Genomic DNA, 26,078 nt, shown 5'->3' on the forward strand with positions numbered 1-26,078 from the left:
CACCACACGCCTGGAGACGACCATGACCGAGCCTCCGCAGCCCACCACACCCCTGATCGACCTGATCTTCGACCGGCTCGCCGCCGCTGACGTCGTACCGACCGAGACCGCCGAGCTCGTCCTCGCCGCGCTGACCAGCGACGACGACCTGACCGCCGCCCTCGCCGGCACTCCCACCCGGCTCGACCTCCGCTCCCCCACCGACCACAGTCCGGCAGAGCGGATCTGGTTGAAGTCGGTGACCGTCGCCGGGTTCCGCGGCGTCGGCCCGGAGCGGACCCTCCAGATCGACCCCGGTCCGGGCCTCACAGTGGTCGTGGGCCGCAACGGCTCCGGCAAGTCCAGCTTCGCCGAGGCCGTCGAGCTCGCCCTGACCGGTGACAGCGCCCGGTGGGCCGACAAGACGAGCGTCTGGCGTACGGGTTGGCGCAACCTGCACAACCCGGACCCGTGCTGGGTCGACGTCGAGCTGCGCGTCGACGGAGTGGCCACGCCGACCCGGGTGCACCGCGCCTGGCCGGTCGGGGCCGAGCTGGCCGACGCCGAAGTGACGGTCACCAGCGCCCGGGGTCGGCACACGGGCCTGTCCGAGTTGGGTCTCGCCCGTCCACTGGAGCTGTATCGGCCGTTCCTCACCGCCGCCGAGCTGGGCAAGCTGGCCGCCGGCACGCAGAGCCAGCTCTTCGACGCGCTCTTCGCGATCCTTGGCCTGGACGCGCTCACCGACGCCGACCAGCGTCTGCTGCGCGCCGCCCGGCCGCACGACACGACCATCAAGGAGGTACGCGGACAGCGTGCCGCCCTGGCCAACGCGCTCACCGACATCGTCGACGACCGGGCCCGACGGACCGCCGCACTGCTGCATGGGCGGGGCGCTGTCGACAGCGGCGCGGTGACGGCGATCCTCGACGAGCCGGACGAGGCGACCACCGACCGGGAGGTACTGCTCTGCCGGGAACTCGCCGACCTCGCCCCGCCGCCGGTCGACGAGGTGATCCGGCTGGCCGGTCAGCTGCGGGAGGCGGCGAACGAGGCTCTGCGCTACGACGGTGGCCGGTCCCGGGCCGCGTTGCGCAGCGCCGAACTGCTCCGCCTCGCCCTCGAACATCATGAGGACGAGGGCGACGGGTCGTGTCCGGTCTGCGCCACCGGCACCCTCGACGGTGGGTGGCGTGCCGCCGCCGCGCAGTCGCTGACCGAGCTGCGGCAGCGCAGCGTCGCCGCCCAGACCGCGGCGACTCGGCTCACCGCTCTGCTGCGGCAGGCGCATCACCTGATCGAGGACCTCGCGGTTCCCGAGAGCCCGGGGTCGGAGACGTCGGTCGGTGCGCTGCACGACGCCGTTGCCGCGCTTCGGCGCGTACCCGGGAAGCCTGCCGACCTGGCCGACCACCTGGCCGCGCGCTACCCGGCGGTGGTGACGGCGGCGGAGGCGGCCCGCGCGTACGCCGAGGGGTTTCTGCGGCAGCGCGACACCGGTTGGCGGGCGGCGGCGGCCGACGTGCGCGAGTGGGTGGTCGCCGCCGACGGGCTTGCGGCGCGGGAGGCGGCCCTGGCCCGGTTGAAGGCCGCGCGCGCCTGGCTGAAGGGCGTCGGTGCGGAGATCCGCAACGAGCGGGTAGCGCCGTTCGCCGGGCATTCGCAGCGGATCTGGGCGCAGCTACGGCAGGAGAGCAACGTCGAGCTGGGTGCGATGACTCTGGAAGGGGTGAACACCCGGCGGCGGGTCGTGTTCCCGGTCAGCGTGGACGGCGCCGACAACGGCACCGCGCTGGGCGTGATGAGTCAGGGTGAGATGCAGGCTCTCGGGTTGGCCACGTTCCTGCCACGCAGCTGCGCCCCGGAGAGCCCGTTTCGGTTCATCGTCGTCGACGACCCGGTGCAGAGCATGGACCCGTCGAAGGTGGACGGTCTCGCCCGGGTGCTCGCCGAGCTGGCCGAGGACCGGCAGGTGGTGGTCTTCACCCACGACACCCGGCTGCCCGACGCGGTCACCCGGCTCGGCCTCGGCGACGCCCGCATCGTCGAGGTGACCCGGGCGGAGCAGTCGGTGGTGACGTTGCGGCCCGGCTCCGACCCGGTCACCCGCTACCTGGACGATGCGCACGCGTTGGCGCGCAACGACGAGATCCCCGCCGAGGTACGCGGGCCGGTGGTCGCCGAACTGTGCCGCTCCGCGATCGAGGCGGCCTGCCACCGAACGGTCTGGCGGACCCGGGTCGCGCGGGGTGTCCCGCACGCCGACATCGAGGCGGCCATCGAGGACGCGTCCCGGCGGGTCACCACCACCGTCGCCCTGGCGGCGTTCGACGACGCCGAGAAGGGCGGCGACGTGCTCGGCTGGCTCGGCCGCCGGCATGGACGACGGGCGGTGAACGCCTACCAGGCGTGTCGGGAGGGCGTGCACGGGGCGTACCTGACGGACCTGCCCGGACTGGTCGCGGACGCCCGCTTCCTCGCAGGGGCGCTGTCGTGACCGCGCCGACGCCCCAGCGCTGCCTGGCGGCGGCCGACCAGTTGCTGCGCGGCTCCGGTGTGCTCGGCGTCGTGGCGGTGAGCGCCGGTTGGTGGCCCCGGGCCTGCGCCTGCCTGATCCGGCTCGCCCTCGAAGGCGGCATCGACGCCTACTGGCGGCGGGTGAAGCCGCCAGTGGCGGCGTGCCGGCAGGGCCGCGCGAAGCAGCTCATGCTGCGTGGCCGGCTCGGCCCGGGCACCGAGACCGCACGCCGGACGGCGTTCGCCTGGGCGAGCCTCTCCGCCGCCACGCACCACCACTGCTACGAATTGGCCCCCACGGCGGCGGAGCTGCGGCGGCTGCACACCGAGGTGAGCACCTTACTCACGCGACTTGAGCCGACCGCCCGCACCACGAACCAAAACCCCGCACCCCGCTCGGTCACCACGGCCTTCTGACCCCGCTATGCGATCTGTTCAGCCACTCGCGTGTGGACACTACGCGTCTTGAGGTGCCGCTCCGGTTGAGCCGGCGTGACCATGTTGACACCTACTGTGATGCTCCCGATTTCGATCATGAAGGACGTGGGATGGCAGAACCCGAGGAATCCGAGAGCGAACTCGCCATACCCGTTGACTACGTTCCCGGTGCGCGTGGTCATGCTGTTCTCGCCGTCGGCCCCGACGCGGACGGGGCGGAGGCCCTGGCCGTGTGGCGGCTCAGCCCGACCGGGCGTGCCGGCGGCGCGTGGGTGGTACGCCTCGATGACATCGCGCAGGACGACCAGCTTGTGCACATCATGTGGATGTTGCAGGGGCGGTGCCTGGTGGGGTGGGACCGGGAGACTCCGGTCGCGATCCTGGACAGGGTCGCCCACGCACTGCCACAGCAATTGGTCAGCACGCTGCGGGGGCACGTGCTGACCGTCCCTGATCTCCTCACGGAGATCACTGAGCATCGAGCCGCCTACGCCGAGGCGGTCGACCGGCAGCGTGCGGTGTCCACGTCGAAGCTGGCCCCGCTCGCCTGGCCCGCCGAGGTGCCGGGTCACGAGGATTTGGCGATTCGGCTCGCCGCGCAGCCCCGCGCCGCCTCGCCGGTCGCGGGGTCGGCGCTGGCCCTGACGTCGGCTGTCGCCATGACCGCTCAACTCTGGCAGGACACCGAACAGGCGCGGTATCGCCGGAAGTATCTGCGGCTTCTGGGTGAACCGCAGCCGCTGCCTCCACGGTGGCTGGCCCGACTGCGCGCCGCCGCCGACAACTCCGCTCCGGCCACGATCTAAGGAGTCGACTCGACGTGTACGCAGTTATCGACCTGGAGACGACGGGCCTGCGCACCAGCTGGCACGACCGCGTGGTCGAGGTTGCCGTCATCCACCTCGACAGCGCCGGGCAGGTGACGCACGAGTGGTGCAGCCTGGTCAACCCCGACCGGGATCTCGGACCGCAACTCATCCACGGCATCTCGGCTGCCGAGGTACGGCGCGCACCGGAATTCAGTCGGCTCGCAGGCCATATCGCCAGCCTCCTTCGTGGGAGGGTGCTGGTCGCTCACAACCTGCACTTCGACGCCGCTTTTCTCCTCGCCGAATACCGCCGGCTGCGGATTGAAGCGCCGATCAGCCCGGCAGAGGGGTTGTGCACCATGCGGCTGGCCGGGCACTTCCTCCCGTCGGCCGGTCGCAGCCTCCACGACTGCTGTCGCGCGGCAGGGTTACCGCCGCACCAGGCGCACTCCGCTCTGCATGACGCGAGGGCAGCCGCGCAGCTTCTGGCCCACTATCTGCGGGATGCGGGAACGCCGCCGCCGTGGACGACCCTCATTGACGCCGCTGCGGCGGCCCCTTGGCCGCCCTTGGCTACCGAAGCGGTGGCGCCGGTGCCTCGCCGAGGCCCGGGACACCGGGAAGAGCACTTCTTGGCCCGTCTGGTGGACCGGCTTCCGCGGCTCCGTGAGCCGCAGGGTGACGCGTATTTGGACCTGCTCGACCAGGCACTACTTGACCGACATATCTCCGTCAGTGAAGCGGACGCGCTCGTCGCCACGGCGGAAGAACTCGGCCTCGCCCGAGTCGACGTCGACCACCTGCACCGCACCTATCTGGCGAGTCTGGCGGCTGTGGCCTTGGAGGACAACGTCCTCACGTCAGCCGAACGCCATGACCTGGACCAGGTCGCCTCGTTGCTGGGGCTGCAGGCGTCCGACGTCGACCATGCACTCAAAGCCGCTCGTGACGTTGGCGCGGCCCGGCCGCACGCCAAGAGCTGGCGACTCCAAGCTGGCGATCTAGTGGTCTTCACCGGGGCGATGGAGCCACCGAGGTCGTCCTGGGAAGAGGACGCTCGGGCGGCGGGGCTGCAGGTCGGTGACAACGTCACCAAGAAGACTCGCCTCCTGGTGGCCGCCGACCCCGACTCGATGTCCGGCAAGGCCAAGAAGGCCCGCCAGTACGGCGTTCCGGTCGTACACCCCATCGCGTACCGGCGCATGATCGCCGACCTCGGTCGGTAATCCGCACTCAGTCGACAGGCTCGACCACCAGCACGGCGTCCACCGTTCAAACGATCTGGTGCACGATCCGCTCGGCTGGTCGGGGTGGGCGACTCAGTTAAGTTGTGACGATTGAAGGAGCTCAAGGCATGGCAGAAGATCCCCTCGACGAACCGGTTCTGGAGGCAGCCGGACGTGGGCAGCGGGTCCTCGACCTGCTGGACAAGGCGATCGCCCTGCAAACCCCACTGGTACAAAAGAACATCGCCCGGGCCCGCCAGCGCAACCCGGAGGCGACGCCGGCGGAGGTGATCCGCAACCTGGAGCGGATGTACGTCAGCGCGTTGGCCGGGACGGGTGCCGCCGTCGGCGGGACCGCGGCGGCACCCGGCGTCGGCACGGGCGTCGCGCTAGCGTTGTCGGCCGGCGAAGCTCTGTCCTCGCTCCAACTGAGCGCCCTCTTCGCGCTCTCGATCGCCGAAGTCCACGGCGTCCGCATCGACGAGGTCGAACGGCGCCGGACGATCGTCATGGGGATCATGCTCGGCGGGTCCGGCTCGGCCACCATCACCAAGGTCGCCGAGCGCACCGGGCAACACTGGGGGCGCCAGGTGGTCGCCAAGGTGCCCGTCGAGACGTTGCGTCAGATCAACAAGATCCTGGGAAGGCACTTCATCACCAAGTTCGGGACCAAGCAGGGGATCATCGTGCTCGGTCGAGTTGCACCCTTCGGTATCGGCGCGGTGATCGGAGGTGGTGCCAACGCTGCTCTCGCCACCCTGGCCGTGCGGGCCGGCCGTCACGCATTCGGCCCGCCTCCGACGTCCTGGCCGCGACCGGCACCGCCGGCCGTGGGTGGAGATCCTGCTTGAGTTACGTCTGGGCGAGCAGGTCAGCGCGACAGGCCCGGTGGCATATGGTGAGAAACCGGACGCCCGGTGGGCGGGTGTCCGGTCCGGGCCGTGGGATTCACGCTGTTCAGCCGGAGGGTGACCGATGACCGCGAACGCCCGCGACGTCGACGACTGCTGAGATGGACTGGGCCGGATGGGCGTTGTTCGGATTGGTCGCCACCGCGGCGCTCACCGCGGCGATGATCACCGCCCAGCTGGCCGGTCTCACCCGGCTCGACCTCCCTCTGGTGCTCGGGGCCTTCCTCACCGGGGATCCCGACCGGGCCCGGGTCGTCGGGTTCTTCCTCCACCTCGGCGCCGGTCAGGGTTTCGCCCTGGGGTACGCGGCCACGTTCGCGCTGTTGCACCGCGCGAACTGGTGGATCGGGGCGCTGCTCGGGGTTGTGCACGTCGGGATCGCGTTGACGGTGATTCTGCCGCTGCTGCCTGGTGTCCATCCGCGCATGGCCTCGCAACGGGCGGGGCCGGCCAGCACGGCGGTGTTGGAGCCACCTGGGCTGTTCGCGCTCAACTACGGCATCCAGACCCCGCTGGTCACGGTTGTCGTCCACCTCGTCTACGGGGTCTGTCTCGGGCTGCTCCTGCAACCCAGGTGACTCGTGACTGACGGGCCGCCGATCAGCGACTACGGCCTGCTGGGCGACACGCGCACCGCCGCCCTGGTGGCGAGTGACGGCGCCATGGACTGGCTCTGCGTACCGCGCTTCGACGGTGATCCCCTGTTCGGCCGACTGGTCGGGGGCCCGGACGCCGGAACGTTCCGGGTCGGCCCGGCCGGGCCGGCCACCGTCGTCGAACGGCGGTACCGGCAGCACACCGCCACCCTGGAGACCACCTGGGCGGTGGGCGGCGGCCGGCTGTGCCTCACCGAGGCGATGGTGGCCGAGGTCAGCGGTCGCCTGCTGCCCACGACGCTGGTCGTGCGACGGCTGACGGCGGAGCAGGCGGCTGTCGACGCGGTGGTGGAGTTCGACCCCCGCCTCGGCGCACGACACCGTCGGCCCCGAACGCAGCAGCGGCGCCATGGCCTCGTGTGTGAGTGGGGGGCGCTCGCGGTCGCGCTGAACAGCACTCCCCCGTTCAGATTCGAACCGGGTCGGCCCATCCCGATCACGGTCACGCCGGATCGTCCTGTCACTCTCGTACTGGCCGTGGCCCACCGCGAGCCGGTGATCCACGTCGAGCCGACGGCCGCCTGGGACCTGCTCGCCGAGGACGAGGCTCGGTGGCGGGCCTGGGTCGGGGAGATCGACGAGCGGCTGCCGTTCCGGGACCACGTCGTGCGGAGCCTGCTCACCTTGCGGTTGCTGACCTACTCGCCCTCGGGAGCGCCGGTGGCCGCGCCGACGACGTCCCTGCCCGAGGAGCCAGGTGGGGTACGGAACTGGGACTACCGCTATGTCTGGCCCCGCGACGCCAGCATCGGCGTCAGCGCCTTCCTGAGCGTCGGCAAGTCCGACGAGGCCCGGGGCTTCCTCGCGTGGCTGCTGCACGCCAGCCGGTTGCAACGGCCACGGCTGCCGGCGCTGCTCACAGTGCACGGCCGGCACGTGCCCGCCGAACGGGAACTGCCCGGTTGGCCCGGCTACCTCGACAGTCGGCCGGTGCGGATGGGCAACGACGCCGCCCGCCAGCACCAGCTCGACGGGTACGGCTGGGTGATCGACGCAGCGTGGGCGTTCGCCCAGGCCGGGCACCGCCTCTCCGCCGAGACGTGGCGGGCGGTACGCGGCTTCGCCGACGTGGTCGCCGGACGTTGGCGGGAGCCCGACGCCGGTATCTGGGAGGTACGCGAGCCCGCCCAACACGTCCACTCCAAGCTCATGGGCTGGCTCGCCGTGGACCGTGCCCTGGCCATCGCGGACACGCACCCCGTGCCCGAGCGTCAACGTCGACGCTGGCAGGAAGCCCGCGATGCCATCGCCGCCGAGGTCCGCACGCGCGGCTTCGACCCGACGGCGGGCAGCTACGTCCGCACCTACGGCTCCCCGGATCTCGACGCGGCCCTGCTGGTCCTGCCGCTGCTCGGCGTGGACCCGACCGATTCACACCGGGTACGCGGCACGATCGACGCCATCCGGGACCGACTGTCCGCCGGCGGTCCGCTGCTCTACCGCTACCCGGCCGGGCGGGACGGGCTCCCCGGCACCGAGGGTGCGTTCCTGCCCTGCTCGTTCTGGCTCGTGCAGGGGCTTGCCAGCACCGGGCGTCGCGGCGAGGCCGTCGAGCTGTTCCAGGCCATTGTCGATTACGCCAGCCCACTCGGGCTCTACGCCGAGGAGGTGGATCCCGCGACGGGTGCCCACCTCGGCAACTACCCCCAGACGCTGACGCACGCCGCGTTGATCCAGGCTGCGCTCGCCATCCGGGACGCCCCGACGCGGGTAGGGTTCCGATCATGACGATTCCCCATCTGACGGCTGCCGACGGCACCGCCCTGCCGGCGATCGGGCTCGGGACGTACCAGTTGAACGGTTCGGCGGGCGTCGACGCGATCGGGCACGCGATCCGGGCGGGTTACCGGTTGCTCGACTCGGCGGTGAACTACGAGAACGAGGGGGCCGTCGGTCGGGCCGCCCGTTCGGCGGGAGACGTGCGGGACGAGTTGGTCGTCACCTCGAAGCTGCCAGGGCGGCACCACCGCTACGACGAGGCGCTGACCACCATCGAGGAGAGTGTCTTCCGCACCGGCCTCGACCACGTCGACCTCTACCTGATCCACTGGCCGAACCCCAAGGAAGACCTGTACGCGCAGGCGTGGCGGGCGCTGATCGAGGCGCGCGAACGCGGTCTGGTGCGGCACATCGGGCTCTCCAACTTCCTGCCGGAGCACATCGAGCGGTTGGTGGCCGAGACCGGGGTGGCCCCGGTGGTCAACCAGATCGAGGTGCACCCGTACTTCCCGCAGCAGGAGGCGCTCGACTACCACCGCGAGCGGGGGATCCTGATGCAGGGTTGGAGCCCGCTCGGCCACGGCAACGACCTTCAGCAGCACCCCGTCATCGTGGAGATCGCGAACGCCCACGGCGTCAGCCCGGCGCAGACCATCCTCGCCTGGCACGTGGCCCGTCGGGTGATCCCGCTGCCCAAGGCCGCGTCGCCGCAGCGGCAGGTCGAGAATCTCGACGTCTTCGGCATCACGCTCACCGACGCGCAGGTGGAGGCCATCACCGCGCTGGGCCGCCCGGACGGGCGGCTCTCCGATCAGGACCCGGCGGTGTACGAGGAGTTCTGAGGAGACCCACCCCACAGGATGGTCAGGGGGTCGGGAGAGCATGGGGCGTGCTCGACGGACTTGACGACATCGACTGGGCGCGGCTGGGCCACGCCTACGGGGCGGCCGACGACGTGCCCGGCCAACTGCGTGCCCTGCTCTCCCCCGATCCGGCGACCCGGGACGAGGCGTTGGGTGACCTCTACACCAACGTCTTCCACCAGGGCAACCGGTTCGAGGCGAGCGCGTACGCGGTGCCGTTCCTGCTGGAAATGCTCGGCGATCCGACCACCCCGGACCCGGCGTCGGTGCTCGGGCTGCTGAGCGTCCTGGCCGTCGGCTACGACGAGGGTGTCCTGCCGGAGGGTTTCCCGGTGGCCGAATACCGCCGGGCCGCCGAGGGCGGTCGGGAGTTGCTCGCGGCGAAGCCGCCGCCGTGGACCGGCGAGGACGAGTCGCAGAAGGAGTACGTCGAGTACGCCTACGTCGAGTCGCTGTCCGAGGCGGATCAGGGTCGGCTGTGGGCGTACGTCGAGGTGGCGACCTACGACGCGGTGCGCGCCGGGGTTCCCGTGTTCCGCACCCTGCTGGAGCACTCCGATCCGGGCGTGCGCACGGTCGCGGCGTACACCCTCGCCTGGTTTCCGGAGGAGGCCGACGGCAGCGTGGCCGCGCTGGCCCGCGCGGTCGACGCCGCTCGGGCCCCGGACGTCGCGTCGACGCCCGGTGAGGTGGCGACCATGCTGGTGGCCTCGGGGCTGCTCGGCGCTACGCCGGACGTGCGGTGGGTGACCGATGCGCGTCCGCTGGTCCGTTGGGCCGCCGCGATCGGTCGGGTCCGGGTCCTCGGCGCGGCGACCGACCCGGCGACGGCCGAGGAGTTGTTGAGGTGGGCGTCGGCGCCGTCCGACGACGCCGAGCCGGCCGAGGGGGAATGGGTGCCGTTCCTCGGCGGCGATCTCGGCGGCTACGCGGCGCTCGCAGTGCGGCAGCTCGGGCCGCAGCACGCCGAGAGTGCCTTCGACGCGCTGCTCGACCGGCTGCCCACCGTGAGCGGCGAGCGGTCGTTGACCGCGCTGGGTGCGGCGTTGCGACTCGCGTTCCCGGACGGCCCGGCGGAGGCCGGGACGCCGGCGGTGGCGCTGGCGCCCCGGCAGCGGCGGCTCGCCGAGGTGCTGGCCCGGTCGACCGAGCCGTGGCTGGTCGACGGGCAGGAGTTCGGCAACGTGTCCATGCTCGTCGCAGAGCACGGCCTGCCACGCAGCCGCGAGGCCATGCGGGCGTACCTCGCAGAGGTGCCGTAGCCAGCCGGTTTCGCGTTACCCGTTGTCCAGGACCGGCGGCGCGGCCGCTACGAAGCGTGATGCTCGGACGAGCGGGCCATCGCGACGAGGGTTATGACTCTGAGGCATAAATATGACTCAGAGGCATAGCGCTCAACCAGACGTCCGCCTCGGAGGGGCGGGCGTCCGGGCTGTGCGACGAGACGACGATCCGACAGCGGGCGTCACCCGGGCCGATGGTGGACCCGGGTGACGCGACGCCGGTCCTAGACGAGCCCGCCGAGTGACGGGTCGCTGATGCTGTCCTTGCCGTTCTCGACGTGGCCGGCGTACCGGTGGGCGAAGTCGGCGTCGTCCGCGACGGTGACGGTCAGGTCGTACCAGCCGTGGGTGCGGGACAGCTGCCAGTGCGCCCGCTCCGTCTGGCCCGGCCGCAGCGACAGCTTCACGGGGCGGGAGTGGTACCGGTCGGTGACGGTCACCTCGACCCGCTTCGGCCCGGGGTTCTTGAGCGTGAGGACCACCTTGTCGTTGCGCTCCTCGTAGGAGGGGGTGATGTCGAGGTGGGCCCGGCCGCCGGTGAACCGGCGGTAGAAGCCGTTCGGCCCGTGCACGGACAGGTCGTACCCGGACCCGATCGTCCAGGTGTCGGTCAGGTGCTTGCCCGGCTCGACCGTGTAGCTGCGCGGGGCGTCCGCGCTGCCGGCCTGGCGGACCTGGAGGACCGCGGCGGCCCCGCCGGTGTTGCGGAAGTCGATGCGCAGCGATTCGCCGTCGCGGCGCCCGTCGGCGTGCAGGGTGTACGGGATCGCGCGTGCCGGGCGTACCCCCTGCTCCTGCTTCGGCAGCCGCTGGTCGGCCGGCGGCACCGGCACCTCGTCGGGGTGCCGGACCAGGTCCTCGGGCTTGAAGTCGTCGGTGTCGGGCAACCTGACGTCGCGCGAGCGGTTGGGGTGCCGGAAGTCGAAGGCGCTGGTGAGGTCGCCGACGACGGCGCGCCGCCACGGGGTGATGTTCTTCTCGATCAGGTCCGGGCGGCCGTGCCCGAACCGCGCCTCCAGGAACTTGATCAGCGAGGTGTGGTCGAAGACCTGCGAGTTCACGTAGCCGCCGCGCGTCCACGGCGAGACGATGACCATGGGTACGCGGATGCCGAGGCCGTAGGGCCCGGCTGGGTGGTCGGCGTCGCCGGGGAAGATCTCGTTCGTGGTGGGCACCGTCGACTGGCCGTGCTCGCGGCTCTGCGGGGGCGTCGGCGGGACCACGTGGTCGAAGAAGCCGCCCTCCTCGTCGTACGTGATGAAGAGCGCCATCTTGCTCCACACCTCGGGGTTCGACGCGAGGATGTCGATGACCTGCGAGATGTACCAGGAGCCGTAGGCCGGCTCCCAGTTCGGGTGCTCGGTGTACGCCTCGGGAGCGGTGATCCAGGAGACCTGCGGGAGGCGTCCCGCCTCGACGTCGGCGCGGAAGTCGGCCAGCAGCGCCTCCGGGTCGCGGCCCTGCGTGCGGATCTCGGTGCCGGTCTTCGCCCGGTCGGCCAGCGGGGTGCCGGGCTGCGCGCTCTGGTACTGGTGGAAGTAGAGCAGCGAGTTGTCGCCGTAGTTGCCGATGTACGGGTCGTTCGTCCACCCCCAGGAGCCGGCGGCGGTGAGGCCGGTGCCGACGTCCTGGTAGATCTTCCAGGAGATGCCGTTGCGCTCCAGGCGCTCCGGGTAGGTCGACCAGTCGTAGCCGGCCTCGGCGTTGGTGATGACCGGGCCGCCGCCCTTGCCGTCGTTGCCGACCCAGCCGCTCCACATGTGGTAGCGGTTCGGGTCGGTCGGCCCCATCAGTGAGCAGTGGTAGCTGTCGCAGACGGTGAACGCGTCGGCGAGCGCGTAGTGGTAGGGCAGGTCCTGGCGGGTGTGGTAGGTCATCGCCGTGACGCCCTTGTTCGGCACCCACTTGTCGAACCGCCCGTCGTTCCAGGCGGCGTGCCCGTCGTTCCAGCCGTGCGGCGGGTCCGGCAGGAAGGTCTGGCCGAGGTCCTTCACCTCGGGGCGAAAGGGCAGCAGCTCGTCGGCCCCGTTGGGCTGGTGCCACACGTCCTTCCCGGACGGCAGTGTCGCCGGATGGGGGTCACCGAAGCCGCGTACGCCGCGCATGGTCCCGAAGTAGTGGTCGAACGAGCGGTTCTCCTGCATCAGGATGATGACGTGCTCGACGTCCTTGATCGTGCCGGTCCGGTTGTTCGCCGGGATGGCGAGCGCCTTGCTGAGATCCATCGGGAGCGCCGCGCCGATCGCGGGGACCCCCATCGCCTTGAGGAACGTACGCCGGTCCACAGTGCCCATAGCTCCGCCTTTGTGCGATCTGGTCGAGAAACTGGCGACCGGACGCTACCGACGACGGGTTGACGGCAGATGGCCGTAGTTGGTTGGTTTTGCGACCACTCGACAACCGGCTCCGGGCCTCGGCGATGCGGCCGTCGGCCGGTCACGCCGCCTGGTCGCCGCTCCGGGTGAGCCGGCGGTGCCCGCTCGGGCTGAGCCCGTGGACCCGCTTGAAGGCCGCGCTGAAGCCGAAGGCGTCCGCGTACCCCAGTTGGTGTGCGACGGCGGCGACCGTCGCCGTCGATTCGGTCAGCACGTCGGCGGCCAGGGTCATCCGCCAGTCGGTGAGGTAGGTCAGCGGTGGCTCGCCGACCAGGTCGGTGAACCGCTTCGCCAGTGTGGACCGGGAGACTCCGGCCTGCGCGGCCAGGCTGGCGAGGGTCCACGGCCGGCCCGGTGCGTCGTGCATGGCGCGCAGCACCGGGCCGACGGTGTCGTCGCTCAGCGCGCGGTACCAGCCGGGGGGCTCGGCGTCGGGTTGGTCGAACCAGTCCCGCACGGTGCACACCAACAACCAGTCCAGCAGGCGGTCGAGCACGATCTGGCGGCCGGGCCGGCCGGCGTCGAGCTGTGCGTCCAGGTAGTCGCGGAGCGGGGCGCAGTCGTGCTCGTCCGGCACGACCAGCACCGGTGGCAGCGCACCCAGCAGCCGTTGGGGAACCCGACCTCGAACGTGGTACACCCCGACGAGCAGCACGAGACGTTCGGTCTGGTCCGCGCCCGTCGAGTCGACCGCCCCGGTCTGGCCACGCCGGACGTCCCGGAGTTCCCCCGGCCGGAAGCTCGATCGCGGCTCGGCGGAGAAGGTGAACGGTGCCGGGCCGCGCGCGGCGGCGACCTCCCCGACCCGTACCAGGTGGGGCTTGTCGCTCTCGGGGTGGGAGAGCCAACCCTCGCCGCGCAGCGGGACACAGAGCGTCAGCGGGGCGCCGTCGGTGAACCGCAGCGCCGAGGGCAGTGTCAGGACGGAACGGCCGAAGGCCGCGCCGTCCGCGTGCACGCTCCGCAGCAGACTGTCGAACGGGTCCATGACACCGACGATAGATCCGGATGACGGCGCTCGGACGATCACACATGCCCGGTGTACGACAGCACATGGGCCGATCATGGCCGGTCGAGTTGACTCGTGGTCATGACGACGGACGCGCAGTCGATACTCGTGATGGCCGGTACCGGTAAGACGGGCCGCCGGTTGGTGCCGACGCTCCGGGCGGCGGGCCAGCACGCCCGGGCGGCCTCCCGCTCGGGCGAGGTGCGCTTCGACTGGTCGCGGCGTGACACCTGGAAGCCGGCTCTGGCCGGCAGCTCTGCGGTCTACCTGCTGGCCCCGGAGGATCCGACGCTGGCCGCCGACTTCGTGACGCAGGCGGTCGACTCGGGTGTGCGCCGGATCGTGGCGCTGTCCGGACGCGGGATCGACCAGTTCGGTGACTTCTCCCCCGGCATGCTCGCCGCGGAGACGGCCGTGCGGGCGTCCGGCGTCCGGTGGTCGATCATCCGGGCGAACAACTTCAGTCAGAACTTCAGCGAGGACCTGTGGCGCCAACCGCTGCTCGACGGCCGACTGGCCCTGCCGATCGGCGTCACCCCGGAGCCCTTCGTCGACGTCCAGGACATCGCCGAGGTGGCCGCGACGCTCCTGACCTCCCCCGACCATCACGAACAGGTGTACGACGTGTCGGGTCCTCGGGCACTCACCTTCGCCGCGGCGGTGGCGGCGATCGCCCGGGTGACCGGTCGTTCGATCAGCTACGTGGAGGTGACCCCGCAGGAGTACCACGCCGAACTGCTCGCCGAGGGTTATCCGGAGGAGACGGCCTCGGGGCTCAACCTCCTGTTCGCGGGGATGCGCGCGGGCCATCTCGCCGAACCCGCCGACGGGGTACGTCGGGTGCTGGGCCGGGACGCGCTCGACTTCGACAGCTACGCCGTCCGGGCGGCGGCGGCCGGCGCGTGGTCGTAGTCCGCCCGGCACGTTTGGTCGCGGCTGCGGCGGTGTGAGAGCGGCGTAACAGGTGATCTGCCCGCATACCGCGCGCACCCCGACGTACCGTGAGATCGTGCCGACGAGAGACGTACTCACCAAGGCTGACCTCGCTGAACTCCGCCGCTCGGCGCTCGGGACGGCCAACCCGCTCGGTGTCGCCGCCGACCTCGCGGAGGCGGCCGAGCAGGGCCGGCTGGAGGATCCCGACGATGCCGGGGACGCCCTGACGCTGGCCGCCGAGATCGCCGAGATCCGGGCGCGGCCCGAGGCGGCCCTGCGCTACGCGGAGCAGGCCGTGGCGGCGTACCCGTCCGGCGACGACCCGCGGGCCGGGTTCGCCCGGGCGCTGCGGGCCCGCGCGCTGTTCCGGGCCGGCGGTCAGGACGATGAGGCGATGGCGGAGTTGACCGCCCTGCGTCCGTTGCTGCTCACGCAGCCCGACGCCCCCGCCTACGTCAGCGCGGCACTGGACGCCGGTGGTCGTTCGGCGATCGCCGAGACGTGGCTGAGTGAGGCTGTCGACTCCGTGCTCGGCGATCGTGCGGCCGGCGGGGCGTCGGCGATCACCGCGACCGACCCGGTGGTCGACCTCGGTCCGCCGGACGCGCCCGGTGTGACCTTCTTCCTGCTGCAACAACGGCATCGGGTACGCCGCAATCTCAACCTGCCGCACGACCGGCAGGACGACCTGGCGGACCGGCTGGAGACGCAGCTCGTACGCCGGGCCGGCGAACGCAGGGACGCCGAGTCCGACCTGCTCTTCTGGCCACGGGCCGAGTTCGACACGTTGATCTCCGAGCATCCCGCCCTCGCCGAGGTGTACGGCAGGGACTGGGACGCGCACCGGGGCCGGTTGGAGAAGGAGTTGGTTCGGCTCAGGAGCGCCGGTCAGGCCGGACTGGGCGTGTTCGGCGCGACGGTGGCCGGGCTGAACGCGTTCGCCGGTCGACGTGACGGCGACCCGACCGACGCGGGCGTCCGGGCGGGGTACGCGGCCGAGGTGTCGGCGCGGCCCAGCGCGCGCATCCCGTGGCCACCCGAGCGCAACGACGCCTGTTGGTGCGGCTCCGGCCTGAAGTACAAGAAGGACTGTCTGCCGCGCTCCCGGAGCTGACCAGCACAGCGATCGCCCTGCGGCGGCCGAGTTGGCGGAGAGTAGCGTCCCTGACGGCTGGACCTCGATAGCCGTTAGGAGAACCTTCGTGCTGGTCATCGCGCATCTCAGTGACACCCACCTCGACAGCCATCCCCGATCTGCCGAGCGGACCGCCCGGGTCATGGACTACCTGCACGGCCTGCCACGACAGGTCGACGCGATCCTGATCACCGGGGACGTCGCCGACCACGGCGAGGTGGCCGAGTACGAGACCGCCGCGAAGCTCTTCGACTCCCCGCTGCCGGTCCTGGTCTGTCCTGGCAACCACGACGTGCGCGACGCGTACCGCAAGGGTCTGCTGGGCGACGAACGTGGCGGCACCGGCCCGATCAACACCCGGCACGACGTGGCCGGCGCGGTCTTCCTCCTCGCCGACTCGTCCGTGCCTGGCGAGGACGACGGCCACCTGGACGAGGAGACCATGACGTGGCTCGCTGACGAACTGGGTTCGGTGCCACGCGAGACGCCGACGTTCATCGCCTTCCACCACCCGCCGGTGGTGCTGCACCACCCGGTCATCGATCCGATGCGGCTGCTGCGGGCCGAGCCCCTGGCCGAGCTGGTCGCCACGCATCCGCAGGTCGTCGCCGTGCTGACCGGGCACTTCCACACCGCCGCCGCGAGCACCTTCGCGGGCCGCCCGCTGCGGATCGCTCCGGGTGTGGTCTCCACGCTTCGGATGCCCTGGGAGGGCGAGGGACCGTTGGCGACCCAGACCCAGCCGCCCGGCGTCGCGTTCCACGTGTACGACGACGCCGGACTGCTCACCACCCACTACCGGGTGGTGGTCTGAGCATGCGGGGAGTCGCTGTCCTCGGTTTCCTGGTCGCCGTCGCGCCGATCACCGCCACGCCGGGCGCGAGCCTGACGCTTGTCGTCTCACGGGTCGCCGCCGGTGGGCGGCGGCACGGCTGGTGGGTGATCCTGGGTACGGTGACCGGGCTCTACGTACACGCCACGCTGGCCGCTGTCGGCCTGGCCGCGCTGGTGCTCCGCTCGTCGCAGGCGTTCTGGGTGGTCAAGCTGGTCGGGGCCGGTTATCTGGTCGGGCTCGGGTTCTGGATGCTCTGGTCCGCGTCGCGCCGGCGCACGGAGGCCGGACGGCGACCGACGGTTCCCGCCCGAAGGCTGCCCTGGCGCGTGGACCGCCCGTATCTGCAGGGGTTGCTCGGCAACGTGTTGAACCCGAAGGCCGCCGCCGTCTACCTCACGTTGGCACCGCAGTTCCTCGAACCGGGCCGACCGGTGCTGGTGCCGATGATGCTTCTCGCCACGGCGCACGCCGCCCTGGCCACCTGCTGGCTCGCCGGCTGGACCGTCGTCTCCGGTGCCGCCGTCCGGTTGCTCCGCACCGCATCGGTGCGACGAAGGCTCGATCGGCTGACCGGCGTGATCCTGCTCGGTCTCGGTTTTCGCGCGGCGACGACCTGAGTGTGCCGGCCCGGCGGAGCGCGGCGCGGCAGCTGGGCCGACCGGGACGGGCGCTGGTGGCAATCTTGGGGAGTGACACGCCCAGCTGGTACCGATAGCGTCCATTCCCGGACGATCGACGTCCGACCGATGTGAGGAGACGCCGATGTTCGAGGAGTTCATGGGCATCCCCGCCCATCCGCTGGTGCTGCACGCCGCTGTCGTGTTCGTGCCGCTGCTGGCGCTCCTGACGATCGGCTACGCGCTCGTCCCGCTGATCCGGCCGCACACCCGGTGGGTGCTGGGGCTGCTCGCGGTGGGTGCGCCGATCGCGGCCCTGCTGGCGAAGCTCACCGGCGACGCCTTCTTCGAGCGCATGCGTGCCGCCAACCGGGTGACCCCCGAGTTCCTCCCGACGTTGGAGACGCACCAGGAGTTCGGCGACATCACGCTCTGGGCCGCGATCCTGTTGGGGATCGTGGCGCTGGCACTGGTCTGGTTCGTCGCGCCGCGCGCCGCCGAGGCGGGTGCCGACGGACGCCCCTCTCGACCGCTGACCCTCGCGTTGCAGGTGCTCTCGGTGATCGCCGCCGGCATCGCCGTGTACTACGTGATCCGCACTGGCGACTCCGGCGCGAAGGCGGTCTGGGAGGGTCAGTGACGGCTGGGGTGTCGGCCCGGCCGGAGCCGGGCCGACACCATCGTGTTGACCGTCAGCCGGCGCGGTACGCCCTGATGATGGTCTGGTCGATCCCGCTACCGCCGTTGGCGGTGGCCTTCACCCGCAGCGAGACGGCCTGCCCGGTGGTGGCCTTCGGCAGCGCGACCCGGTAGGTGTCGCCGCTCCCGGTGACCCGTGCGGTCTTCCAGGTGGCGCCGTCGTCGGTCGAGGTCCAGACCTGGAACGACGTCACCTTCTGTGTCTTCACGCCGTGCGCCTGCCGGACGGCCAGCTCGGCCGTGCCGTCGACCGGGTGGTTGTCGTGGTCCATCGGCAGGGCGTAGTCGACGGCGAGCAGCGGCAGCGGCACGCTCCCGGTCCCGTCAGGGCCGGCGGACCGGAACGTCCACGAGGTGTTGACCTTGGTCGAGATGGGCAGGATGAGGCTGGTGTCGACGTCGAAGGTCAGCCGGTAGTCGGCCATCGCCTGCGGCACCGTGAAGTCGGCGACCGGCCGGTCGCTCTGGTCGACCAGCTTGCCGTTGCGGTACAGCGACAGCGTGCGCTTCACGCCGATCGCCTCGCCCTGGAGGCAGTCGGCCCGCTGGTGCTGGTCGGTCAGCGTCACCATGTCCAGGTGCAGGTTTCCCCGGGTCCGCGACGGCGGGGTGGCGCAGCTCCAGCCGTCACCGGCCGGGTCGTCGTACCAGTCGGAGTGCAGCGGCTGCCGCGCCCAGACCTTCGACTGCCGGCTGCCCGGTCGGTACTGGCGCGGCGCCTCCATGGCCCCCAGTCCGCCGTAGACACCCTGGTCGGCCCAGACGATCTCCGGTGAGAGGTACGACGTCCGGCTCGGCGGCATGACGCCCTCGAAGGTCTGGGTCACCGGCACCCCGTCGGGGGTCTCGCCGAGGCGGACGAACGTGGTGTACATCTCCGGCGAGTCGGTCTGGTGGAACGTCTCGTCGATGCGGGCCAGCCGGGCCTGCTCCGCCCTGGTCACCCGGAACGACGGGTCGGCCGGCACGCCGTCGGCGTACTCGTGGACGATGTTGTAGCGGTACGGCTTCGCGGTGCCGGCCGGCGAGTCCATGTTGACGGCCGCCCAGGTGCGCCGCGATCCGATGGTGGGCTTCGGGACCGCCACGCTGCGGACCGCCGTGGCCACCCCGAACCCGCTGATCTGGTGCCACCACGGCAGGCCGTTCACAGCGGTCTGGAAGGTGGTGAGGTCGGTCCGGGTGGTCGTGGTGGCCGCCCCGTCGACGGTAGCCGTGACCGGCCGGGCCTGCGCCGGGTCGAGGGTGACGCTCCGGGCGGCGTGCACGTCCAGGTCACCCGCCGCGGTGAGGGTGCTCTCCTGCACGTCGCTGTCGACGTAGTAGGCGATCGACGCGCCGAGCACCGAGTACCGGCCGGCCGGCACCCGCAGGGTGAAGGTCTCCCCGGGCGTGCCGCCGCCCCCGCCGTAGAACAGCAGGGGATCGGTGAGGTTGGCGACCATGACGTTGATCCAGGCGTCGGCACCGTCGCGCAGGCCGGGCATCGGCTTGGTCCGGATCGTCAGGTCGTAGCTGGGCGGCTCCACGTAGAAGCTCACCGGAGTGGTGGCGACCAGTTTGCGGCCGGTGCGGGCGGTGACGGTGGCCAGGTAGAACCCGGGCCGGGCGGCCAGCGCCGCGCGGTTGATCCGCACCGTCGCACCGGCGGTCGCGCCGCGCTTGAGGGTGACCCGGCTGGTCGACAGCGACGCCGCGCCGCGAGGCACCGGCTGGCCGTCGTGGTTGACCACCGCCACGTCGAGGTCGAGGACGGCCGTCGACTCACCGGTCCAGCTCAGCTTCGCCTCGCCGGTCCCCGACTGCGGGTACGCGAACGTGCCGAGGTTGACCACCGGCTGGTTGCTGGTCGGGCCGCCGAGGGCCCGGGCCGTGTTGAGCCGGCCGGCTCCGACGGCGTACGCGTCGACGCCGGTCAGCGGGTCGGCCGCGCCGACTAGGGCGGCCTTGAGCTGCTGGCCGGTCCAGTCCGGGTGGCGCTGGGCGAGCAGCGCGGCGGCGCCCGCCGCGTGCGGGCTGGCCATCGAGGTGCCGCTGATCGCCTCGTAGTGCTCGTCGATCGGGTCCTGGAGGTTGGTGCCGGCGGCCCGTGCGGCGACGATGTCGACGCCGGGCGCGACCAGCTCCGGCTTGGCCGCGTGGCTGTTCACCAGCGGTCCGCGGCTGGAGAAGTCGGCGAGCTTGTCGTCACTGTCGACGGCGCCGACGGTGAGCGCGCTGGCGGCCGACCCGGGCGAGGAGATCTGCGCGCCGCTGTTGCCGGCGGCGATGACGAACAGCGTACCGGTGGACTTGCTCAGGCCGTCGACGGCGAGCGAGAGCGGGTCGTTGCCGTCGTCGGCGTCGCTGCCGCCGAGGCTCATGTTGATGACGTCGGCGCGGGGGGCGGCCCACTCCATGGCCGCGATGATGCCGGAGTCGTCGCCGTAGCCGTGGTCGTCGAGGACCTTGCCGATCAGCAGCTTGGCGTCGGGCGCCACACCGCGACGCTGGCCGTGTGCGGCGGCACCGGTGCCGGCGATGGTCGAGGCGACGTGCGTACCGTGGCCGTTGTGGTCGACGGCGTCGCCGCCCTCGGCGGTGAAGTCGGCCCGGTCGGCGACCCGCCCGACCAGGTCCGGATGGGTGAAGTCGGCACCGGTGTCGAGCACCGCGACGGTGGTGCCCTTGCCGGTGTAGCCGGCCTTCCAGGCGTCCGGTGCGGCGATCTGGGTGAGGTTACGGTCCAGGCCGGCGGGCTTCGCGCCGGCGGGCAGGGCGGTGGCGCGGACCTTGCGGTCGAGCCAGACCTTCTTCGCGCCGGCGAGCAGCGAGTTCGTCGCCAGCTTCGCGGTGGCCGGGCTCTTCTTGGGTACGCGGCCGGCGACCGCGCCGATGCTGGGTAACGGCAGCACGTCGCCGAGGGCGGCGACGCGGGCGGACGCGGTGGCGGGCTGCACGATGAGCGGCAGCTCGGCGGAATTGTCGTCGTCGTACCCGTCGGCGACCAGCGTGGTGACGTCGAACAGGTCGGGGTCGAGGACCGAGCCGACCTGGGACGCGACGCGGGCGGGGACGACGTGCAGGTGACCGTCGGGGCCGCAGGTCTGGTTGATCACCGCGTTCTCGTCGACCGGTCGGATCGTGGCCTGCGGGCAGCCCGAGCCGTTGCTGTGGACGGTCACCACGTCGCCGGTCAGCAGGGTGACGGTGTGCGTCCTGCCGTCGGTCGAGGCGGCGGGTGCGCCGGGTCGGTCGATGCCGCCGGCTGTGGCCGAGCCGCCCGGTAGGGCGGTCAGCGTCGTGGCCGTGACGGCAACCGCCATCAGCCACCGCGTTCTCCTGAGCATGGTGCTCCTCGTCTAATGTGGACGAAAGTGCCTCATCGGGCAGCTTCCCGCAAGATCATAAGCACCAGTACACGATCTTTTAAGGCCCGCGACGAGGGGTTTTCACCGCCGTAACAAAGGGAGCACCCGCCGACCGAGCAGGTCGATCCCGCCGTGCGGCGTCAACCCGTGCGGGGTGCCGAACTCCACCCGGCTCGCCCCGGCGTCGAACACCGCCGCGGCCTGCGCGGCCACGTGCTCGGGTGTGCCGGAGAAGGCGAACAGGTCGAGCAGGTCGTCGCCGATCAGCGCCCCGGCGAGGTCGTCCTCCCGAAGACCGACATGCTGCTGGATCCGGGCCAGCAACTCCGGGTCCACAGCGATCGTCGGATCGTGGGCGGCGACCACCGCCAGGTACATGGCCACCTCCCGGCGGGCCACCCGCCGGGCCACCACACCGTCCTCGTCGACCACTGTCACCGCCCCGAGCACCACACCCGTGCGGTCGCGGTCCGGCGTGGTCGCGTCGTCCAACCAGCCGCGCATCAGCCGGGCCATCGCCGGGTTCGCCGACCCGCCGACCTTGACCTCGCCGGCGAAGCCGGCCGCCGCCCGCGCGGTCTGCCGCCCCCACGTGCCGACCAGGACCGGTACGTCGGCACGGGCCGGGATATACCGCAACGACGTGCCGGGCGCCACTGTGAACTCGCTGCCCTGGAAACCGCTGTCGTCACCGGCGAGCAGCAACCGGACGACAGCGACCGTCTCGACGATGCGCCGGATGGGCCGGACCTGCGGCACGCCGATCTCGTCGAGCCAGGTGCCCCGGGCCAGCCCGAGGTAGGCCCGGCCGTGCGATGCGAGATCCAGTGCGGCCACCTGCCCGGCGACCTCCACCGGGTGCATGGTGAACGGGTTGAGGCACGCCACGCCCAGGCGGATCCGGCTGGTGTGCCGGGCCGCCACCAGCAGCGGGAAGATCGGCGGTTGGTACATCAGGTCGCCGAAGACCGACAGCACGTCGAAGCCGTGCCGCTCGGTCAGCTCGGCCAGCTCGGCGTACTCGTCGGCGGACTTGTCCGACTGCAGGCCGATCCCGACCAGCCCTTCGCTCACGTCAGCTCCCCGGTGGGGATCTGCCGGCGGCCGGTCCGCTCGATGCGCATGATCAGCCGCTCCTCCGGGTCCGGGCAGGCGACATGGCTGTCCTGGGCCATCCAGTCGCCCTCGGCCAACGCCCGCTGCTTGGCGGGGATCAGGGGCAGGCACGCGGCCAGCGCGTACAGGCAGAAGTGCCCGCCGGCGGGGATGGTGAGCCGGTTGGACTCGGTCACGTCGAAGTGGTCGCCCGGCTTCAGGCCGCACACCGAGCGGCCCTCGATCCGCTCCACCACGACGCGCAGGTCGTACAGGTCGGTCGTGGGTTCCACGGCGCTCATCGCACAGCCTCCGCGTGGTGGTGCACGATCCGCCAGGTGCCGGCCTCGCGGCGCAGGACGTCGGTCACCCGGAAACACTCGTCCGGCCGGGTGTCGGCGAAGCGGGCCCGCAGCACGTAGCGCACCAGGCCGGTGTCGCCCCAGACGTCGGCGTGCAGGTGTTCCGGCGCGACCGCGAGCGGCGGCGAACCGGCAGCCCGTGTGGCCCGTCGGTCCCGCAGGTCGTCCAGCGCGCCCAGCCCGGACAGCAGGCCGTCGGCGTCGGACTCCCAGAACGTCAGGTCGGGGTGCAGGTGCGCGTCGAACGCCTGCCGGTCGCCGAGCGACCGGTACAGGTCGGTGATGGTGGTGGTGAGCTGATCAGCGCTCATCGGCTGTCACTTCCGATCCGAGGGGTACGGCAGGTCACTGCAGGTGGGCCAGACGGGCGCGCAGCGGGTCCAGTCCCATGGGTCCGAGCGCCAGGGCGGTGTGGTGGAAGCGTTTCCGGTCGAACGCGGTCCCCTCGCGCTGTTCGGACTCCCGGCGGGCCTGTTGCCACAACCGCGCGCCGACCTTGAAGGCGAGGGCCTGCGCCGGCCAGCCGAGGTACCGGTCCACCTCGAAGCGGGCCGTCTCGGCGTCCAGTCCGGCGACGCGGGTCAGGACGTCGACAGCGAGCGCCGGCGTCCACCGCCGCTCGTCGGTGAACCCGTTGCCGGCCGGGATCGGCAGTCCGAGGTGCAGGCCCAGGTCGATGACCACGCGGGCGGCCCGCCACATCTGCCCGTCGAGCATGCCGAGCCGCTCGGCCGGGTCCGCGTACAGGCCGATCTCGTCGGCCAGTCGCTCGGCGTAGTGCGCCCAGCCTTCGGCGTACCCGTGCACTTGGCAGAGGTGGCGCTGCCAGGGGTGCAGGTCGGCGGTGGTGAGGGTGAGCGCGTGTTGGAGGTGGTGGCCGGGCAGACCCTCGTGGCAGAGCGTCCCGACGTGCCGCCACACCGGCACCGTCGACTCGCCGGAGGGCACCGACCACCAGATCCCGCCGGGCCGGGTCAACGACGGGTCGGGCGGGGTGTAGTACATGACCCCGGACGTGGCGGGGCTGATCCGGCACACCACACGCCGGGTGGCGGCCGGGATGTCGAAGTGCGTGCCGTCGAGCGCGTCGGTCAGCTGCTCGGTGCGCTGCCGCAGCCACTCCTCCAGGGCGGGGCCGGCCGGCACCCGGCGGGCCGGATCGGCGTCCAACGCCGCCCGCGCGGCCGCGACCCCCCGGTGGCCCAGCTCGCGCGCCACGGTGCGCAGCTCGGCGGCGGTGCGGTCCAACTCCGCCCAGCCGTACGCGTACACCTCGTCGAGGTCGATCGTCGCGCCGAGGAAACTGCGGGCGGTGACCCGGTAGAGGTCTCCCCCGACACCGTCCACCTCGGACGCGGCGGGTGCCAGGTCGGCCCGGAGGAACGCGGCGAAGCCGGACGTGGCGGCGGTGGCCAGCCGTGCGCCCAGGTGCAGCTGCCCCGCGAGCGGGCCACCGGGGTAGCCCTCCACCAGCCAGCCGTAGAAGTCGGCGCGGGTCCACGCCGTGCACTGGTTGGCGACCACGAGGACCTGCCGGCGGGCGACCAGGTGTCCCTGCTGCGCCGACCGGCGCAGCGTGGTGGCGTACCGGGCGAGGGCCTCGGGCACCTGGCGCAGGTGCGCGGCCACCACCGCCCAGTCGTCGGCGGTGTCCCGGGGCAGGTTGTCGAAGATCTGCCGCAGCAGGTGCACCGGGGTGGCCAGCGGGGCGAGCAGCCGGGTGGTGAAACCCGCGTCGTACAGGTCGACCTCGCTGGCCAGGCGGTCGCGCAGGGCGTCGGCCAGGGCCGGCTCGCCGGGGCCGTGCGCGCTCGCCGAGGCGGCGGCCGTCGCGGTGCGTCGGGCCAGCTCCGCGCGGGCGTCGAAGCCGTCCGGCGACAGGTCCGGGACCTGCGACACCGGTGTACGCCCCGCCGCCTCGGCCGCCTGCGGGTCCAGGTCGGCGAGCGCGTCGAGGTACCCGTCGGCGACATCGGTGATGCTGCTCATCGCGGTACGCCGAGCCGGCCGTGGTCGTCGCGGCACGCGACGCCGAACCGGCCATTGTCGTCGCGGTACGCGACGCCGCCCTTCACCACGGCGTGCAGGGTGCGCAGCGCCGACACCGAGCGGGTCGGGTCGTCGCGCAGCACCAGCAGGTCGGCGTGCCGGCCGACAGCGATGCTGCCCAGGGTGTCGGCGCGACCCAGCCACTCGGCGGGGCGGGCGGTGGCGGCCTTGAGCGCGTCCGCGACCGGCATCCCCGCGTCCACCATGAACTCCAGTTCGCGCACCGTCGCGGTGGTCTCGTCGTAGCCGGCGTGTGGCGGCATGTCGCTGCCCAGCGCGATCGGTACGCCGTTGCGGATGGCGTGCTGGAGGCTCTCCCAGTGCCGGGGACCGGCCGCGAGGGCCCGGTCCATCAGCCAGCCGGGCACCCCGGAGTCGCGGAAGAACTGCTCGCAGCGACTCACCACGATCGTCGGCACGTACCAGACGCCCCGCTCGGCCATCAGCCGCGTGACGTCGTCGGTCAGCTCGTACCCGTGCTCCACGCAGTCCAGGCCCAGTTCCACGGCGCGACGGACCGAGTCGGCCGGGCCGGCGTGCGCGGTGACCTTGCGCCCCCAGTCGTGGGCGACGCGGATGACGGCGGCCATTTCGTCGTCGAGGAGCTGCGGGGTGTCGATGGCCTCGTGCTGGCCGGCGATGCCGCCGGAGATGCACACCTTGATCAGGTCGGCGCCGGCGCGGAGCTGCTCGCGGGTGGCCCGGCGGAACCCGTCCGCGCCGTCGGCCTCCAGGGCGTCGGCGTCCCAGCCGTGGCCGCCGGTGCAGCAGAGCGCGTGGCCGGCGGTGAAGATGCGCGGTCCGTCGACGGCGCCGGCCTCGATGCCCCGGCGCAGGGCGAAGTCCGCGTACCGGCTCTCGCCGACGAGGCGGGCGGTGGTGACACCGGAGTGCAGCGTACGCCGGGCCGAGTCGGCCATCAGCAGCACCAACTCGGCCAGGTTGGAGTTGTGGACCGTGTCGGCGAGGTGGCCGGGCAGCCCCAGCGAGAGGTGGACGTGCATGTTGGTCAGACCGGGCATGACGTGGTCGCCGCCGAGGTCGACCACCCGGGCGTCGCCGGCCTCGCCGAGGACGTCGTCGACCGGGCCGACGGCGCGGATCATCCCGTCGGCGCCGATCCAGATGCCTCGGTCCGGCTGGAGGGTGTCCTCGACACCGTCGTAGAGGGCGAGGTTGACCAGGACCTGTTCGGTGGGCATGCGCATCGGGACG

22 protein-coding genes are annotated in these 26,078 nt (G+C 72.0%); 14 read left to right on the forward strand and 8 right to left on the reverse strand.

Annotated elements, in window-relative coordinates; all coding sequences use genetic code 11:
- Positions 1-22: 22 nt before the first annotated feature.
- From O3438_RS08390 to O3438_RS08430, 9 genes are all read left to right on the forward strand, one after another.
- On the forward strand, positions 23-2,476 hold the full coding sequence (locus O3438_RS08390) for an AAA family ATPase (RefSeq protein WP_269679408.1): 2,454 nt from the start codon (positions 23-25) through the stop codon (positions 2,474-2,476).
- Positions 2,473-2,913 carry a hypothetical protein gene (locus O3438_RS08395; RefSeq protein WP_269679409.1) on the forward strand — a complete coding sequence of 147 codons (441 nt, stop codon included), beginning with the start codon at positions 2,473-2,475 and terminating at the stop codon, positions 2,911-2,913. Before O3438_RS08390 ends, O3438_RS08395 begins: the two co-directional genes overlap by 4 nt.
- 131 nt (positions 2,914-3,044) lie before the next feature.
- Entirely contained in the window at positions 3,045-3,740 is a 696-nt protein-coding gene (locus tag O3438_RS08400; RefSeq protein ID WP_269679410.1) for a DUF6218 family protein, read from the forward strand.
- 14 nt (positions 3,741-3,754) lie between these two features.
- Entirely contained in the window at positions 3,755-4,969 is a 1,215-nt protein-coding gene (locus O3438_RS08405) for an exonuclease domain-containing protein (RefSeq protein WP_269679411.1), read from the forward strand.
- A gap of 128 nt (positions 4,970-5,097) precedes the next feature.
- On the forward strand, positions 5,098-5,820 hold the full coding sequence (locus O3438_RS08410; RefSeq protein ID WP_269679412.1) for a hypothetical protein: 723 nt from the start codon (positions 5,098-5,100) through the stop codon (positions 5,818-5,820).
- Between the two features lie 161 nt (positions 5,821-5,981).
- Positions 5,982-6,458: a hypothetical protein gene (locus O3438_RS08415; protein ID WP_269679413.1), complete on the forward strand. Its 477-nt coding sequence runs from the start codon at positions 5,982-5,984 to the stop codon at positions 6,456-6,458.
- A gap of 3 nt (positions 6,459-6,461) precedes the next feature.
- A complete protein-coding gene (locus O3438_RS08420) occupies positions 6,462-8,264 on the forward strand; it encodes a glycoside hydrolase family 15 protein (RefSeq protein WP_269679414.1) in 1,803 nt (600 codons plus the stop codon).
- Positions 8,261-9,097, forward strand: coding sequence for an aldo/keto reductase (locus tag O3438_RS08425; RefSeq protein WP_269679415.1), 837 nt, complete (start codon positions 8,261-8,263; stop codon positions 9,095-9,097). Before O3438_RS08420 ends, O3438_RS08425 begins: the two co-directional genes overlap by 4 nt.
- A 47-nt stretch (positions 9,098-9,144) precedes the next feature.
- Entirely contained in the window at positions 9,145-10,380 is a 1,236-nt protein-coding gene (locus tag O3438_RS08430; RefSeq protein ID WP_269679416.1) for a hypothetical protein, read from the forward strand.
- A 245-nt stretch (positions 10,381-10,625) separates the two neighbouring features.
- Here the strand turns inward: O3438_RS08430 and O3438_RS08435 are convergent, their stop codons facing one another.
- Complete coding sequence (locus tag O3438_RS08435; RefSeq protein ID WP_269679417.1) at positions 10,626-12,695, reverse strand: phosphocholine-specific phospholipase C; 2,070 nt, start codon at positions 12,693-12,695, stop codon at positions 10,626-10,628.
- Between the two features lie 142 nt (positions 12,696-12,837).
- Complete coding sequence (locus O3438_RS08440) at positions 12,838-13,764, reverse strand: AraC family transcriptional regulator (RefSeq protein WP_269679418.1); 927 nt, start codon at positions 13,762-13,764, stop codon at positions 12,838-12,840.
- 102 nt (positions 13,765-13,866) lie between these two features.
- Here O3438_RS08440 and O3438_RS08445 point away from each other — a divergent pair, with 102 nt between their 5' ends.
- From O3438_RS08445 to O3438_RS08465, 5 genes are all read left to right on the forward strand, one after another.
- Positions 13,867-14,697, forward strand: a complete 831-nt coding sequence (locus O3438_RS08445) for an NmrA family NAD(P)-binding protein (RefSeq protein WP_269679419.1) — start codon at positions 13,867-13,869, stop codon at positions 14,695-14,697.
- A 97-nt stretch (positions 14,698-14,794) separates the two neighbouring features.
- Positions 14,795-15,835 carry an SEC-C metal-binding domain-containing protein gene (locus tag O3438_RS08450; protein WP_269679420.1) on the forward strand — a complete coding sequence of 347 codons (1,041 nt, stop codon included), beginning with the start codon at positions 14,795-14,797 and terminating at the stop codon, positions 15,833-15,835.
- An 88-nt stretch (positions 15,836-15,923) separates the two neighbouring features.
- Positions 15,924-16,670 carry a metallophosphoesterase gene (locus tag O3438_RS08455; protein ID WP_269679421.1) on the forward strand — a complete coding sequence of 249 codons (747 nt, stop codon included), beginning with the start codon at positions 15,924-15,926 and terminating at the stop codon, positions 16,668-16,670.
- Positions 16,671-16,672: 2 nt separating this feature from the next.
- Positions 16,673-17,308, forward strand: a complete 636-nt coding sequence (locus O3438_RS08460) for a LysE family translocator (protein ID WP_269679422.1) — start codon at positions 16,673-16,675, stop codon at positions 17,306-17,308.
- Positions 17,309-17,453: 145 nt separating this feature from the next.
- Entirely contained in the window at positions 17,454-17,948 is a 495-nt protein-coding gene (locus O3438_RS08465; protein ID WP_269679423.1) for a DUF2231 domain-containing protein, read from the forward strand.
- 52 nt (positions 17,949-18,000) lie between these two features.
- Here the strand turns inward: O3438_RS08465 and O3438_RS08470 are convergent, their stop codons facing one another.
- The 6 genes from O3438_RS08470 to O3438_RS08495 form a co-directional block, all read right to left on the reverse strand.
- The gene (locus tag O3438_RS08470) at positions 18,001-21,336 is read right to left on the reverse strand and encodes a S8 family peptidase (protein WP_269679424.1); all 3,336 of its coding nucleotides are present in this window, start codon (positions 21,334-21,336) and stop codon (positions 18,001-18,003) included.
- A gap of 102 nt (positions 21,337-21,438) precedes the next feature.
- The gene (locus tag O3438_RS08475; protein ID WP_269679425.1) at positions 21,439-22,431 is read right to left on the reverse strand and encodes an LLM class flavin-dependent oxidoreductase; all 993 of its coding nucleotides are present in this window, start codon (positions 22,429-22,431) and stop codon (positions 21,439-21,441) included.
- Positions 22,428-22,754 (reverse strand): TIGR04076 family protein, encoded by a 327-nt coding sequence (locus O3438_RS08480; protein WP_269679426.1) that lies wholly within the window; start codon positions 22,752-22,754, stop codon positions 22,428-22,430. Before O3438_RS08480 ends, O3438_RS08475 begins: the two co-directional genes overlap by 4 nt.
- Complete coding sequence (locus tag O3438_RS08485; RefSeq protein ID WP_269679427.1) at positions 22,751-23,125, reverse strand: nuclear transport factor 2 family protein; 375 nt, start codon at positions 23,123-23,125, stop codon at positions 22,751-22,753. Before O3438_RS08485 ends, O3438_RS08480 begins: the two co-directional genes overlap by 4 nt.
- A 34-nt stretch (positions 23,126-23,159) precedes the next feature.
- Complete coding sequence (locus O3438_RS08490) at positions 23,160-24,803, reverse strand: DUF885 domain-containing protein (protein WP_269679428.1); 1,644 nt, start codon at positions 24,801-24,803, stop codon at positions 23,160-23,162.
- Positions 24,800-26,071 (reverse strand): amidohydrolase family protein, encoded by a 1,272-nt coding sequence (locus tag O3438_RS08495; RefSeq protein ID WP_269679429.1) that lies wholly within the window; start codon positions 26,069-26,071, stop codon positions 24,800-24,802. Before O3438_RS08495 ends, O3438_RS08490 begins: the two co-directional genes overlap by 4 nt.
- Positions 26,072-26,078: the final 7 nt, after the last annotated feature.

Origin of the sequence: Micromonospora sp. WMMC250 (assembly GCF_027460215.1) — a bacterium.
GTDB classification, from domain to species: Bacteria; Actinomycetota; Actinomycetes; order Mycobacteriales; family Micromonosporaceae; genus Micromonospora; species Micromonospora taraxaci.

Excerpts from the sequence above, each read along its gene's own strand:
- O3438_RS08390 (WP_269679408.1), top strand. The coding sequence starts at position 23 with ATGACCGAGCCTCCGCAGCCCACCACACCCCTGATCGACCTGATCTTC.
- O3438_RS08400 (WP_269679410.1), top strand. The coding sequence starts at position 3,045 with ATGGCAGAACCCGAGGAATCCGAGAGCGAACTCGCCATACCCGTTGAC.
- O3438_RS08410 (WP_269679412.1), top strand. The coding sequence starts at position 5,098 with ATGGCAGAAGATCCCCTCGACGAACCGGTTCTGGAGGCAGCCGGACGT.
- O3438_RS08415 (WP_269679413.1), top strand. The coding sequence starts at position 5,982 with ATGGACTGGGCCGGATGGGCGTTGTTCGGATTGGTCGCCACCGCGGCG.
- O3438_RS08425 (WP_269679415.1), top strand. The coding sequence starts at position 8,261 with ATGACGATTCCCCATCTGACGGCTGCCGACGGCACCGCCCTGCCGGCG.
- O3438_RS08435 (WP_269679417.1), bottom strand. The coding sequence starts at position 12,695 with ATGGGCACTGTGGACCGGCGTACGTTCCTCAAGGCGATGGGGGTCCCC.
- O3438_RS08440 (WP_269679418.1), bottom strand. The coding sequence starts at position 13,764 with ATGGACCCGTTCGACAGTCTGCTGCGGAGCGTGCACGCGGACGGCGCG.
- O3438_RS08445 (WP_269679419.1), top strand. The coding sequence starts at position 13,867 with ATGACGACGGACGCGCAGTCGATACTCGTGATGGCCGGTACCGGTAAG.
- O3438_RS08460 (WP_269679422.1), top strand. The coding sequence starts at position 16,673 with ATGCGGGGAGTCGCTGTCCTCGGTTTCCTGGTCGCCGTCGCGCCGATC.
- O3438_RS08465 (WP_269679423.1), top strand. The coding sequence starts at position 17,454 with ATGTTCGAGGAGTTCATGGGCATCCCCGCCCATCCGCTGGTGCTGCAC.
- O3438_RS08470 (WP_269679424.1), bottom strand. The coding sequence starts at position 21,336 with ATGCTCAGGAGAACGCGGTGGCTGATGGCGGTTGCCGTCACGGCCACG.
- O3438_RS08480 (WP_269679426.1), bottom strand. The coding sequence starts at position 22,754 with ATGAGCGCCGTGGAACCCACGACCGACCTGTACGACCTGCGCGTCGTG.
- O3438_RS08485 (WP_269679427.1), bottom strand. The coding sequence starts at position 23,125 with ATGAGCGCTGATCAGCTCACCACCACCATCACCGACCTGTACCGGTCG.
- O3438_RS08490 (WP_269679428.1), bottom strand. The coding sequence starts at position 24,803 with ATGAGCAGCATCACCGATGTCGCCGACGGGTACCTCGACGCGCTCGCC.
- O3438_RS08495 (WP_269679429.1), bottom strand. The coding sequence starts at position 26,071 with ATGCGCATGCCCACCGAACAGGTCCTGGTCAACCTCGCCCTCTACGAC.